Raw genomic sequence first — 13,391 nt, forward strand, 5'->3', positions numbered from 1 at the left:
GCTTATTTTTGAAAAGCGACGAACGGTGCTTATTCTGTATTTTCTTGAAAAATTCCAAGCTTTGGAGTTGAGCAAAAATCCGCGCAAGGGTTGCAGCACGGCCACCGCGCGGCTCCCGATGGGGGCCTTTTTATAGCTGTTTCTATATTTTTTCACACGGCCTGTTGTTTGCCAAGGGAGGCGAAGCAGGCCATTTTCAACGAAGCGGTATGAGTATTATCTACTTTGATTCGGCCCTGCCCGAGCCCCAGGTGCGCCAGAAGCTCTACGAGGGCGACCTATTTGTGTACTCGCCCCGCCCGAGTGTGCTGGCCCTGTGCGACTTTGCCCGCTCCCTCACCGAGGAGGCGTTTGGCAATGTGCACCCCACGCTGGCCCAGCACCACTTGGCTCCCGACGAGTACACCCGGATCCTGAATCAGCTGAAACCTAAATTCATTAACCATCCGCACTCGAAGCAACTCATCCAGAACATCTTGCGCGAAATGGGTTTCGACCTGGACAAGACGTACTTCGACGTGCCCCGGATGCGCACCGCTACCAGCCACGGCTACCTCACCACCGGCATCGCCTACTCGTTCGATCCGCACCGCGACACGTGGTTCTCAGCCCCGATGAACCAGCTGAACTGGTGGATTCCGATGTACGACATCGAGGCCGACAACTGCCTCACGTTTTTCCCCAGCTACTGGGACCAGCCGGTGCGCAACGAATCGGGCGGCTATGACTGCCGCGACTGGTACGCCGAAAGCCGGCGCATTCAGGCCGGGGGCCTCAAGGACGAGCGCAAGCGCCCGTGCCCGCTCGACCCCGTGGACCACAACCACGAGCTGCGGCTGGTGGGCCAGGTGGGGGGCCTCATCCTGTTCTCGGGGGCCCACTTGCACGGCACCGTGCCCAACACCACCAACTGCACCCGGTTTAGCATCGATTTCCGTACCGTGCACCTCGACGACGTGGCCACTCGCACCGCCGCCCCCAACGTGGACACTCGCTGCACCGGCACGCTGCTGGGTGATTTCCTGCACCCCATTACGCTGGCCCCCGTGGCCGACGAATTAATTGCCCGCTACGAACCCGGCACGCCGGTGCGAACCGAAAAAACGCCCCCCGTACGCCCCAAAATTGGGGTCCCGGCCCGGTAGCTCGGCGCCCCGTTCTTTTAGCCAAAACCCCGCCGTGCGTAACCAAGCACGGCGGGGTTTTGGCTAAAAAAGGTAGTTTAGGCCGTTAGATGAGCATGACCGGCTTATTAATTTAAACAGCTTCCTAGCTGACGCTGTGGAACAGCCGGCTCCAGCGGACTTTGTGGAGGAAATCGGCGTAGGGGTCCACCGAGAGCCACACGAGTACGGCCTTGCCCACCACGTGGTCTTCGGGTACGAAGCCCCAGAAGCGCGAGTCGAGCGAGTTGTGGCGGTTGTCGCCCATCATGAAGTAGTAGTTCTGCTTGAACGTGTAGCTGGTCAGGGGCTTGCCGCTTTGCAGGATAGTGAGGGCGTGGCCGGTGGCACGCAGGGCGATGCCCTCGTTGTGCTCGTAGCGCAGGATGAGCTTGTAGTAAACGGCCGCGTTTTGGGGGGTGAGCTGCACGGTTTGGCCTTGCTTCGGCACCGCCAGGGGCCCGTAGCTGTCCTGGTTCCAGTGGCGCAGGCCGGGCGTGGCGGGCGCTACCTCGGTAGCGGGGTAGTCGGGGTTGTCGGGGAAGAGCGCGGGGCCCCAGGGCGCGGGCTGGCCGGCGGGCTCCACCTCGGCCACCACGCCGCGCACGTAGGGCTGAGCCCGAAAAAACGCCGCCGCGGCGGGCGTGCAGTCCACCTCGTAGCCGGGGCCGTAGCGCGCGTCGTTTTGCAGCGCGGGCTTGCCCTCGTTGTCGTAAATCAGCTGGTCGTCGGCCGTCAGGTGGTAGTCCACCACGCCTTGGGCGCGGAAATCGCGCTGCACGTCGTCGTTGTTTTCGGTGGTCTGGATGAAGTACTTGTGCTCCAGTGCGCCCTGCCCGGGGGCTGGCTGGCCATTCACCAATAGCTGGCCGGCGCGCAGCTCGAACTGGTCGCCGGCCACGGCCACGCAGCGCTTGATGTAGTTGTCGCGCAAGTCGGCCGGGTACTGCGCCTCAAACGGCACGTGAAACACCACCACGTCGTTGCGCTTGATTTTCGAGAAGCCCGGGAAGCGGAACGTGGGCAGTTGAATCAGGTCGGAGTAGCTTTTCAGGTGAAATAGGGGGTCCGTTTGGTGCGTGAGCGGCACTTGCAGCGGCGTTTGCGGGGTGATGGGGCCGTAGTGCAACTTGCTCACCACTAAGTATTCGCCTACTAGCAGCGTGCCCTCCATGCTGGGCGAAGGGATGACGTAGGCCTCGGCCGCCGACCAGCGGAAAATGCTGGCCACCACCACGGCGAACAGCAGCGAGTCGGCCCACTCGCGGGCGGTGCTTTTGGGCGGGGCGGGGGGCCCGGCGGGCTTCTTTCTAAAAAATGCCATGCGGAGGAGGGGTTAGGGGAAAACAGAACGCCCAAGGTATCGGAATATTTCGTCCGTTCGCTATTCAAATCAGGGCCGGGATCTTATTTTCTAGAAGCTGTTTGGGCTATTAAAAAAACGGGCAGTAGTCTAAAACGGGGTGGTCCGGCGAATTGCCCGAAGGGCTTCGTCGGGCCACTCTTATAATTGAACAGGGGGCCCGGGAATTGAACAGTGATTCCGGGGCATCGCCAGAGTGGCCCGACGACAGAAAAATTCGCCGGACCACCCCGTTTTAGACCGTCGCCAGATAAGCATGACAGCCGTGCCCTTCGCCGGGGCCCCACAAAAAAGCCTGCCGTTCGTGGTTGTGAACCACGGGCGGCAGGCGGGCATTGCGAGCAAAAGGCCCATTAACCGCTTAAAACGCGGTGTCTTTGTTCTTGATCCGCTTGTAGAGGTAGAAAACGCCGGCGGCCAGCAACGCGCCGCTCAGCACCCGGTGGCGCGCGGTGAAGCCTTTGGCCACGTCGCCGCCGGTCTTGTCGCCGCCGAATATGGCCGATGCCATGTCGCCCAGCGTGCTGCCGGGCGTGGCGCTGTTGTTGCCACCGAAAATGGAAGATACGATGCCGCCCAGCGTGCCGCTCGGCGTATTGTTGTTGTCGCTCATCAGTGAAAGAGGTTTAAGGTTAAGATGGGCTTTTTACGCGGGGGGTGCGGCTGGCGTTGCCTGCCCCTGGGCGGTTCATTTCCTACATTCGCGGCGGGGGCCCTTGCCGGGTCCGGTTATCACTTTCTCTACTTCATGATGCACTTACTCACGATGCGCGCCTGGCTGGCCCCGGCCGTGGCCGGCCTCCTGCTGGCCGGCTGCCAGGGCAAAACTACCACCGCGGACACTGCCGCCGCCGGGGCCCCCGCGGCCGAAGCGGCGCCCACCGACACGGCCAGCGTGTCCACGCCGAGCGACGGCATCACGCCCGCGCTGCTGGCCCAGCACATCCAGGTGCTGGCTTCGGATGCGTTTCAGGGCCGGCGGCCGTTCACGGTGGGCGAGGAAAAAGCCACGAGCTACCTGGCGGCCGAGTTCAAGAAACTGGGCTTGAAGCCGGGGCCCAACGGCAGCTACTTCCAGCCGGTGCCGCTGGTGGAAATTGCCGGTAAGCCCGATTCGGTGGCTACCGTGGCTGGCAACGGCAAAAGCCTGGCGCTCAAGTACCGCACCGACTTCATGTTCCTGACCGAGCGCGAAAAGCCGACGGTGGAAATCAAGGACTCGCCGCTGGTGTTTGCCGGCTACGGCGTGACGGCCCCCGAGTATAAGTGGGACGACTACGCCGGCCTCGACGTGAAGGGCAAGACCGTGGTGGTGCTCATCAACGACCCCGGCAACGCGGGCAACGACACCACCATGTTCCAGGGCAAGGCCATGACGTACTACGGCCGCTGGGGCTACAAGTACGAGGAAGCCGCCCGCCACGGCGCCGCCGGCCTGCTCATTATCCACGACACCAAACCCGCTTCGTACCCCTGGACGGTGGTGCAAAGCAGCAACGGCGGCGCCAAGCTGCACCCCACCACGCCCGACCACGGCGCTAGCAAAGTGGCCCTCGAAGGCTGGATGACCCTCGACGCCGCCAAGCGCATCTTCGCCGCCGCCGGCCAGAACTACGACGCGCTGTACGCCGCTGCCAATAAGCGCGGCTTCAAGGGCAAAGCGCTGGGCCTGAACCTGACGACCACGCTGCACAACAAAATCACCTACAAAACCTCGAAGAACGTGGTGGCCGTGCTGCCCGGCACCACCCGGCCCGAGGAGTACATCATCTACTCGGCGCACTGGGACCACCTGGGCATCGGCCCGGCCGTGAAGGGCGACTCGATTTACAACGGGGCCCTGGACAACGCCAGCGGCTGCGCCGGCCTGCTGGCCATTGCCACCGCCTTCGAGCAGGCCAAGGAAAAGCCGCAGCGCAGCCTCGTGTTCCTGGCCGTGACGGGCGAGGAGCAGGGCCTGCTGGGCTCCGATTACTACGCCCAGCACCCGCTGTTTCCGGTAGCCAACACCGTGGCCGACATCAACATGGACGAGCTGCTGGCCTTCGGGCCCATGCGCGACCTCACCATCACCGGCTACGGCCAGTCGGAGCTCGACGACTACGCCCGCACCGCCGCCAAGGAGCAAAACCGCTACGTCATCCCCTACCAGCACCCCGAAACCGGCAGCTTCTACCGCTCCGACCACTTCAGCTTCGCCAAGGTGGGCATCCCGGCCCTGTACGCCAAGGGCGAGTTCGACAGCCGCCTCCACGGCAAGGCCTTCGCCGAAAAGGAGCGTGAGGACTTCGAGGCCAACAACTACCACCAGCCCTCCGACCAATACAACCCCAAGTGGGACCTGCGCGGCGCCGCTCAGGACGCCCGCCTGCTGTTCCGCATCGGCCAAAAGCTGGCTTCCGAAACCACTTTCCCGCAGTGGAAAGCCAGCTCCGAGTTCCGGGCCGTGCGCCTAAAAAGCCGGCCGCAATAGGCGGTTATCCCAAATAAAAAGCCCCCGGCGGCGACCGTTTGCATGGTCGCGCCGGGGGCTTTTATAATTGAAATTAAAGGCATTTTATAAATCCGAGTTTAGCTGATAGCAATTTAGCTGTCAAACTTCAGCGGCACGATTTTGAGCAATTGCGCGGACAAAGGATTGCGGACGTAAAAAGCCTGGGGCGTACCGCCGTATTTAGTGCCTTTAGTGCGGGGCTAGGTGTGCTTACCGAAAGTCCCGAATAAAATGCGACCCTTACTTTGTTTTATCATTCATCTATTTATATATTTGCTCTTGGACAATATCCATTTAAAAAAATGGATAATCTGTTAATCAATTTCTGCTGGGGTCTTTTATTCTGATTATCCTGGCACACTTCTAGACAAACAAAAATGGTAGTAGAAATGCTACGGTGATTACCTCTTTCTGTTTTTATCTCGCCTTTTGAGAGTAAGATCAACAACATTTTAATTAGTAAATCATGAAACATTTCCTTCACCCTATTTTTTTATTAATATGCCTTTTAATTAATGTTAAACTTTCTTTTGCGCAAGTTCATGTCCGTGGCTACTATCGAAGTAATGGTACCTATGTGCAGTCTCATGAAAGAACACGGCCAAATAATACTATAACTGACAATTACAGTTATCCGGGTAACTATAACCCTAATACTGGGACAATCACTGGAGGTAATTACTATGCACCTCCCACGAGCGCTGGTTCGAGCCAATCTTCTGCTAACTACCGGAATCCGTACACAATAACTCCTAACTCAAAATCGAATCGTCCTGATGCTTATGTCTATTCAGGACGTTATCAATACAGGACAAAATTTGATAGTTCAATTGCCCCTCCTTTAAGAAGCGCTCCTACACCTATTGCAAACGAAGTTTACAGTTGCCCCCTTAACGCGAACGTGTATGTTATTGAAGATATACCAGAAACTATTTATTGCAAGGCGTCGGTTAATGGCCACATCGGCTACATTTCCAAATCATTACTGAGTATTAATTCTAGTGACGTGTATTATGATAATTCAGATTCAAGAACAAAATCCTCCCCTTCAGAATTTAGATTCAAAACATATTTTAATAATCCAGGGATTAACCCTCCATTAAGGGATAATGCTTCTGTGACAGCCAACGAAGTGTATAGTTGCCCTACAGACGCTGCTGTATATGTTTTAGAAGATACCCCGGGAAGTGGATACTGCAAAGTATATGTTAATGGATACACTGGGTTTGTTTCAAAAGCTCTTTTGGCGAAGCAACCTTAAGGCAACCATATTGATCTGCCCATAAAAGCCCCCGGCGGCGACCGTTTGCACGGTCGCGCCGGGGGCTTTTTTTATTTTTCATACGCAGCCGGGTCCCCTGTAGGGCCCCAGCTACTCGGCCTCGTACTCCCCGTACTCTCCCGCCGCCAGGTGCGGGTAGCGCTGCTGGTGCAGGGCCGCCACGCGCTGCCCCAGCAACTGGCGCAGCTCGTCGAGGTTCTCCTTGGTTTGGGCCGAGACGAACACCACCGGGTCGTGCAGCTTGGCCATGTAGGTGGCCTGGAGCTGGGCCAGGGGCGGGCGGGCGGCGGTTTCGCGCTCCGCTCCGGCGGCTTCGGCGGCGAAGTCGTCATCCGGGATTTCGTCGGGCCGGTACTGGTCGATTTTGTTGAACACCAGCAGCAGGGGCTTGTCGGCGGCCCCAATTTCCAGCAGCGTGTCGTTCACCACCTGGATTTGCTCCTCGAAGTTGGGGTGCGAAATGTCCACCACGTGCAGCAGCAAGTCGGCCTCCCGAATCTCATCAAGGGTGCTCTTGAAGCTCTCGATCAGCTTGGTGGGCAGCTTGCGGATGAACCCCACGGTGTCCGAAAGCAGGAACGGCGTGCCCTCCAGCACCACCTTGCGGGTGGTGGCGTCGACGGTGGCGAAGAGCTTGTTTTCGGCGAACACGTCGGTTTTGCCCAGCACGTTCATCAGCGTGCTTTTGCCCACGTTGGTGTAGCCCACCAACGAGGCGCGCACCACGCCGCCGCGGTCTTTGCGCCGGGTGGTGGCCTGCTTGTCGAGGGTTTCGAGCTTTTCCTTGAGAAAGTCGATCCGGTCGCGCACGATGCGGCGGTCGGTTTCGATTTCCGTCTCGCCGGGGCCCTTGGTGCCCACGCCGCCGCGCTGCCGGTCCAGGTGGGTCCAGAGGCCGGTGAGGCGGGGCAGCAGGTACTGGTACTGGGCCAGCTCGACCTGCGTGCGGGCGGTGGCCGATTTGGCGCGCAGGGCGAAGATGTCCAGGATCAGCAGCGAGCGGTCCACGATTTTCACTTTCAGCTCGGCCTCCAGGTTGCGCAGCTGCGAGGCCGAGAGGTCGTCGTCGAACACCACCATGCTGCTGCCTTCGTGCTGCACGTAGGCCTTGATTTCGGCCAGCTTGCCCTCGCCCACGTAGGAGCGCACGTCGGGCTTTTCGAGGCGCTGCACGAAGCGCTGGGTGGCGGTGGCCCCGGCCGTTTCCACCAGAAAGGCCAGCTCGTCGAGGTATTCGGTGGTCTGGGCTTCGGTTTGGCGGCGCGGGGGCACGCTCACCAGCACGGCCGTTTCGTGCTCGGCGGCCGTGGCGTGCACGCGGCTCTTGCCCGTGCCGGCCGAGGCGTGGGCCCGGGTGTTGTCGGTGTTGAAGTTGCGGGTGCTGCCGGTGTTTCGGCTGTTGGAATTCGGTTTGTTGGCCATGTTGAAAAAGCGTTGGGTGCGGCGCGGGGCGCGGGTGGGGGCCCCGGCGGGGCCGCCACGAAAAAAAGAGTCTACGGCCGCCGCCGCGCAATGGCTGAACCGGGGCCCCGGGGCCCTACTTCAGCGTCTGCGAATAGGCCACCACCTGCGCGACCTGGGCGGCGCTGAGCTTGGTTTTGAAAGCCGGCATCTTGCCCAGGCCGTTGGTGACCAGGTACGTGCGGCCGAAATCGTTGAGGTTGCTTTTGGTGAGGTCGTGGGCCCCGTTCAGGCCCAGGCGGCCGTTGGCTCCGTGGCAACGTACGCAGTTTTGCTGGAAGATGATTTTGCCCGGCGGCACGGGCGGGGCCGCCCGCAGCAGGGCGGGGGCCAGAACGAAAGCGGGCAGTAAGCGGAGCGTCATGGCGGAACAACAAAGATTGCGGCCGTAAAGGTCGGCGCGGCGGCGCAGACCCGCGTACAAAAGGGCCACGCTTCGCCCGGCCTTCCCCGATGAACAACCCCCGCACCAGCCACTCCATTTTTCACCTCGTCCACAACCTGCGGGGCGGCTTTTTAATTCGGCCGCTGTTCATTGCCCTGGCGCTGGGGACCGCGGGGGCCCTGCTCTCGGCGCAGGAAGAAAGCCACCCGCGCCTCAGCGCCTGGGTGCCCACGGTGTTGTTTCCGTCGAACCGTGACCCCCACACCGCGCAGCTCATCCTGAGCAGCATCGCCACGTCGATGATGACGGTCGTGTCCATCGTGTTCGCCATTTTGCTCATGACGCTCACCCTGGCGTCGATGCAGTTTTCGCCGCGCATCATCGTCACCTTCATCCGCGACCGAATCACGCAGCAGACGCTGGGCGTTTTCCTGGGCACGTTTCTGTACTGCCTGGCGGCCCTGCCCGCGGCCCACCTGCTGCCCCGGCCGTTCGCGCCCGTGCTCACGGTGCTGGGCGCGATGGTGCTGGCCGTGGCCTGCGTGGGCTGGCTGCTGTACTTCATCAACCACATCTCGCAGGCTATCAGCGTCAACAACATCGTCGACACCCTGGCCCGCCGCACCGAGCGCATGATCGACGCCACGATGCCGGACCCGCGCCGCGGGGCGCTGCCCCCCACCGTGCCGGCCGACGCGCCCGGCCCGGCCGACGTGCCCCTGCTGAGCGCGGTGTCGGGCTACGTGCACACCATCGACGCGCCCCAGCTGCTGCGCCTGGCCCAGGCCCACGGGCTCACCGTGCGCGTGAGCCGGCGCGTGGGCCACTTCGTGCCGGCGGGCATCCCGCTGCTCACCGTGGCCGAAGGCCAGGCCTTGCCCCCGGCCCTGGGCCAGCAGTTGCGCCGGGCCTTCGAGTTCGGCCCGACCCGCACCCTGGAGCAGGACATCGAGTTCGGCATCCTACAGATTGTGGACATCGCGCTGCGGGCCATCTCGCCCGCCGTGAACGACCCCAGCACCGCCGTGGCCTGCGTGGACCAACTCAGCAGCGTTCTGATTCGGTTCGCCGGGCGCGAGGTGCCGCCCACCCGGTTCTACGACGGCGCGGGGGCGCTGCGCGTCAGCATCCCGCAGCTGGGCTTCAACCGGCTGGCCGAGGCAGCGTTCGAGCAAATCCGCACCTACGCCCGCACCGACGTGGCCGTGAGCCTGCGCCTGATGCGGGCCCTGGCCGACATTGCCCGCACCCTGCCCGCGGGCCCCGACCGCCGCGCGATGGCCGAGCAGGGCCGGCGGCTGGTGGCGGGCTTCGACGAGGCGCCGGGCGAAAACGAGCTGGAGGAGATGCGCCACCGCTTGGCCGGGCTCGAAGACCTGGCCGGGCTCGAAGACGTGGCCGCGCCCGCGCCGCGTTAGCGCGGTTGTTCCGACCTTTGCCGGACATTGGGCGAACGGGTTCGGCGAACGGGCGAACCCGTTCACCGAACCCGTTCGCCCATTCACCCATTGCCCTGAATGCGCGTCGCCCTCGTCATCAACACCAGCTGGAACATCTGGAATTTCCGCGCCGGCCTCGTTAGGGCCCTGCAAGCCGCCGGCCACGAGGTGCTGGCCATTGCCCCGCCCGACGACTACTCCGCCCGCCTCGAAACTGAGCTAGGCTGCCGCTACGTGCCGATTCTCATGGAAAACAAGGGCACCAACCCCGCCAAAGACGCCCAGCTCACGCGCCGCTTTTATAGGATTTACAAGCGCGAAAAGCCCGACGTGGTGCTGCACTACACCATCAAGCCCAACATTTACGGCACGCTGGCGGCGCGGCTGGCGGGTGTGCCCAGCATCAACAACGTGAGCGGGTTGGGCACGGTGTTCCTCATCCGCAACCTGGTGAGCCGGGTGGCCCTGGGCCTGTACCGGGTGGCGTTTCGGTTTCCGAGCAAGGTATTTTTCCAGAACGCCGACGACCGCCAGCTATTCATCCAGCACGGCCTGGTGCGGGCCGAAATTGCCGGCCTGCTGCCCGGTTCGGGCGTGGACACGGCCCGGTTCCGGCCGGCCCCGGCGTTCGGGCGCAACACGCCGTTCGTGTTCCTGATGGTGGCGCGGGTGCTCTACGAAAAGGGCATCGAAGAATATTTTGAAGCGGCCAAACTCGTGCGCCAGGCCGTGCCCGGCACGCGGGTGCAGCTGCTGGGGGCCCTCGACGAGGCCGGCGGCGTGGGCGTGGCCCGCGCCGTGTTCGAGGCCTGGCTGCAAGGCGGCGACATCGAATACCTGGGCCGCGCCGACGACGTGGCCGCCCACCTGCACCGCGCCGACTGCGTGGTGCTGCCCAGCTACCGCGAAGGCACGCCCAAAACCCTGCTCGAAGCGGCGGCCTGCGGCAAGCCCCTGGTCACCACCGACGTGCCCGGCTGCCGCGACACCGTGCAGGACGGCCAGAACGGCTACCTCTGCCAAGTGCGCTCGGGCCCCGACCTGGCCGCCAAAATGCTGCAAGTGCTGCGCCTTGGGCCCCTAGCATTGCAGCAGATGGGCCAGGCCAGCCGCGCCCTGGCCGAAGCCAAGTTTGATGAAAAGCTGGTGCTCGCCCAGTACCTGGCGGCCGTGGCCGCCGTGCCGGGCCCCAAAAAATAACCGATTGCCCAAGTACTATTCTATAATTTTGCCGCCCTATGCAAGTCAAAAAATATACCATCTCCGGTCCTATCGAGTTCGTTCCCCGCTTGTTTGGCGACCCGCGCGGGGTGTTTTACGAAACCTTCAGCGCGCGCCTGATGCAGGAGGCCGGCCTGCCCGCCGACCTCGACTGGGTGCAGGACAACCAGAGCAAGTCGCAGCCCGGCGTGCTGCGGGGCCTGCACTTCCAAAAGCCGCCGCATGCGCAAGCCAAGCTGGTGCGCGTGGCCCAGGGCCGGGCCTTGGACGTGGTGGTGGACATCCGCCGCGGCTCGCCCACCTACGGCCAGCACGTGGCCGTGGAGCTGAGTGCCGCGCTGGGTAACATCTTCTTCGTGCCCGTTGGCTTCGCGCACGGCTTCGTGGCCCTGGAGGAAGACACGCTGTTTCTCTACAAGTGCTCGAATTACTACGCGCCATCTGCCGAAGGCGGCCTGTTCTGGAACGACCCGGCCCTAGGCATCGACTGGAACGTGGAAAACCCCACGATTTCGCCCAAAGACGCCCTCCTGCCCACCCTGGCCAATTTGGATAGCCCGTTTTAGGGCCCCGGGGCGTTTTGGTTTAGGGGCCCTAAAACGGGCTGCTATAAAAAAAACGGTCATGCTGAGCGCAGTCGAAGCATCTCTTCCGCGCAAGTAATCAATGGTTACTGCTGCGGGAGAGATGCTTCGACTGCGCTCAGCATGACCGTTTTAATGGTTATTAGGTCAATCCGTGCCGTTGACCTTGGCCGGGGCCCCGGCGGGGCGCACGGTGGGGTAGGTGATGCCCAACTGCTCCAGGTAGGACTTATACTTGGCCGGGTTGTAGTAGTACTTCGCCATTTCGGGGCGGTACTGGGCCATGATGTTCTTGTTGAGCGTGATGGCGGGCTTGTCGGTGGCCGACACCATGGGCGTGTACTTGGTGTCCTTGGTTTGCACCTCGGTGAAGTACGTCCAGGCGTCCTTGATGAGGGCGGGATTCACCAGCATGTCGAGCAGCGTGAGGGCCTCGGCTTTGGCGCCGGCCGTCACGCCCTTGTGGGCGATGGGCGTGGCCATGGCAATGGCGTTGGACCAGTGGTGGCCAGGCAGGCCGGGGATGTTGGCCGGGTAGCGCAGCACCACGGTGGGCACGTTCCAGGAAATGTCGGCGATGTCGTCGGAGCCGCCGCCGATGGAAAACGCCTCGGGGGCCGTCAGCGAGTCGAGCTTGGTGGCCAGGCCGTCGATGGGGCGGTTGCGGCGGTCGGTTTTGGGGGCCTTCATTTCCACCTGGGCGGCGCGGGCCAGCACCTGGTCGTCGGGGCTCCACTGGGGCAGGCCCACCTGCTTGATGTTCTGGTACATGGCTTCGGCAATGGCCTTGTTCATGTGGCCCGGCCAGGCGCTGCCCAGCACCTCGTGGGTGGTGGTGGTCTTGGTCATGAGCGTGGCGCCCTCGGCCATCTTGAGGGCGTCGGCGTACATCTCCATGATTTTGGGGTAGGTGCGGTCGCGGAAGTAGTACCACACCGAGGCCTTGGAGGGCACCACGTTGGGCTGGTCGCCGCCGTCGGGGATGACGTAGTGCGAGCGCTGCGTCACCTCCATGTGCTCGCGGTGGAAGTTCCAGCCCACGTCCATCAGCTCTACGGCGTCGAGGGCGCTGCGGCCGCGCCAGGGGGCCCCGGCCGAGTGGGCCGCCTGCCCGTCGAAGTCGAACTTGACGGAAATCAGGCCGTTGCCGCCGTTGTCGCCCCACGACACGCCCAGGTTGTCGCCCACGTGGGTGAAGATGCAGGCGTCCACGTTCTTAAAGTAGCCGTCGCGTACGAAGTAGGCCTTGGTGCCGAGCTGCTCCTCGGCCACGCCCGGCCACAGCATGAGCGTGCCCGGCAGGTGCTCGCGCTCCATGATTTTCTTGAGGGCCAGCACGGCCGTGATGTTCAGCGGCACGCCCGAGTTGTGGCCCTCGCCGTGGCCCGGGGCCCCCGCGATGATGGGGTCGTGGTAGGCCACGCCGGGCTTCTGCGAGGCCTTCGGGATGCAGTCGATGTCGCTGCCGATGGCGATGACCGGCTTGCCCGTGCCCCAGCTGGCCGTCCAGGCCGTGGGCACGCCCGAAATACCGGTCTGAATCGCGAAGCCGTTCTTCTTCAGAATGCCCGTGAGGTAGCGCGAGGTTTCCGTTTCCTGGAAGCCCAGCTCGCCGAAGCTGAACACCATGTCCACCATCTGCTGGGTGGCCTTCTGCTGCTTGTCAATTTCCACGAGCAGCTCTTTCTTGAGGGCTTCGAGCTTGGCCGGCGCCATGGCGGGGGCCTGGGCCCGGGCCCCCAGCGGGGCCAGCGCCAGCCCGGCCAGCAGGCCCAATGCAGTAGAGATTCGTTTCATGCGGCGAGGGGTTAGGGTGGAGGAAATGGGGAGGAGTTAGGTGCTTGTGCAAGCAGGCAAGGCGTACAAATAGAACGTCATGCTGAGCGCAGCCGAAGCATCTCTACTGCTGAACTAACTATGATTACTGCCGCGGCAGAGATGCTTCGGCTGCGCTCAGCATGACGTTCAATAAAACAACATGAAGCCTGGGGCCCTAAAA

The 13,391-nt window shown here is 62.5% G+C and carries 11 protein-coding genes; 6 read left to right on the plus strand and 5 right to left on the minus strand.

Annotated elements, in window-relative coordinates:
- Positions 1 to 209 precede the first annotated feature (209 nt).
- On the plus strand, positions 210 to 1,145 hold the full coding sequence (locus AXW84_RS01880) for a phytanoyl-CoA dioxygenase family protein (RefSeq protein ID WP_071889765.1): 936 nt from the start codon (positions 210 to 212) through the stop codon (positions 1,143 to 1,145).
- A gap of 124 nt (positions 1,146 to 1,269) precedes the next feature.
- Here the strand turns inward: AXW84_RS01880 and lepB are convergent, their stop codons facing one another.
- Both lepB and AXW84_RS01890 read right to left on the minus strand, forming a co-directional pair.
- Positions 1,270 to 2,487, minus strand: a complete 1,218-nt coding sequence (gene lepB, locus AXW84_RS01885) for a signal peptidase I (RefSeq protein ID WP_068227878.1) — start codon at positions 2,485 to 2,487, stop codon at positions 1,270 to 1,272.
- 400 nt (positions 2,488 to 2,887) lie between these two features.
- Positions 2,888 to 3,139: a hypothetical protein gene (locus tag AXW84_RS01890; protein WP_068227880.1), complete on the minus strand. Its 252-nt coding sequence runs from the start codon at positions 3,137 to 3,139 to the stop codon at positions 2,888 to 2,890.
- A 135-nt stretch (positions 3,140 to 3,274) separates the two neighbouring features.
- Here AXW84_RS01890 and AXW84_RS01895 point away from each other — a divergent pair, with 135 nt between their 5' ends.
- Both AXW84_RS01895 and AXW84_RS24350 read left to right on the plus strand, forming a co-directional pair.
- Positions 3,275 to 4,999, plus strand: a complete 1,725-nt coding sequence (locus AXW84_RS01895; protein WP_157886760.1) for a M28 family metallopeptidase — start codon at positions 3,275 to 3,277, stop codon at positions 4,997 to 4,999.
- Between the two features lie 487 nt (positions 5,000 to 5,486).
- Positions 5,487 to 6,281 (plus strand): hypothetical protein, encoded by a 795-nt coding sequence (locus AXW84_RS24350; protein ID WP_157886761.1) that lies wholly within the window; start codon positions 5,487 to 5,489, stop codon positions 6,279 to 6,281.
- 111 nt (positions 6,282 to 6,392) lie between these two features.
- Here AXW84_RS24350 and hflX read toward each other — a convergent pair whose 3' ends face one another.
- Positions 6,393 to 7,724: a GTPase HflX gene (hflX, locus tag AXW84_RS01900; protein ID WP_082773640.1), complete on the minus strand. Its 1,332-nt coding sequence runs from the start codon at positions 7,722 to 7,724 to the stop codon at positions 6,393 to 6,395.
- Between the two features lie 115 nt (positions 7,725 to 7,839).
- On the minus strand, positions 7,840 to 8,127 hold the full coding sequence (locus AXW84_RS01905; protein WP_068227884.1) for a c-type cytochrome: 288 nt from the start codon (positions 8,125 to 8,127) through the stop codon (positions 7,840 to 7,842).
- Between the two features lie 89 nt (positions 8,128 to 8,216).
- Here AXW84_RS01905 and AXW84_RS01910 point away from each other — a divergent pair, with 89 nt between their 5' ends.
- The 3 genes from AXW84_RS01910 (at position 8,217) to rfbC (ending at position 11,374) form a co-directional block, all read left to right on the plus strand.
- Positions 8,217 to 9,566 (plus strand): DUF2254 domain-containing protein, encoded by a 1,350-nt coding sequence (locus tag AXW84_RS01910; protein WP_082773641.1) that lies wholly within the window; start codon positions 8,217 to 8,219, stop codon positions 9,564 to 9,566.
- Positions 9,567 to 9,665: 99 nt separating this feature from the next.
- Complete coding sequence (locus AXW84_RS01915; protein WP_068227886.1) at positions 9,666 to 10,787, plus strand: glycosyltransferase family 4 protein; 1,122 nt, start codon at positions 9,666 to 9,668, stop codon at positions 10,785 to 10,787.
- A 38-nt stretch (positions 10,788 to 10,825) separates the two neighbouring features.
- Positions 10,826 to 11,374 (plus strand): dTDP-4-dehydrorhamnose 3,5-epimerase, encoded by a 549-nt coding sequence (gene rfbC, locus AXW84_RS01920; protein ID WP_068227888.1) that lies wholly within the window; start codon positions 10,826 to 10,828, stop codon positions 11,372 to 11,374.
- A 165-nt stretch (positions 11,375 to 11,539) separates the two neighbouring features.
- Here the strand turns inward: rfbC and AXW84_RS01925 are convergent, their stop codons facing one another.
- On the minus strand, positions 11,540 to 13,189 hold the full coding sequence (locus AXW84_RS01925; protein WP_068227889.1) for a peptidase dimerization domain-containing protein: 1,650 nt from the start codon (positions 13,187 to 13,189) through the stop codon (positions 11,540 to 11,542).
- Positions 13,190 to 13,391: the final 202 nt, after the last annotated feature.

Source organism: Hymenobacter sp. PAMC 26628 (assembly GCF_001562275.1).
Taxonomy (GTDB): domain Bacteria; phylum Bacteroidota; class Bacteroidia; order Cytophagales; family Hymenobacteraceae; genus Hymenobacter.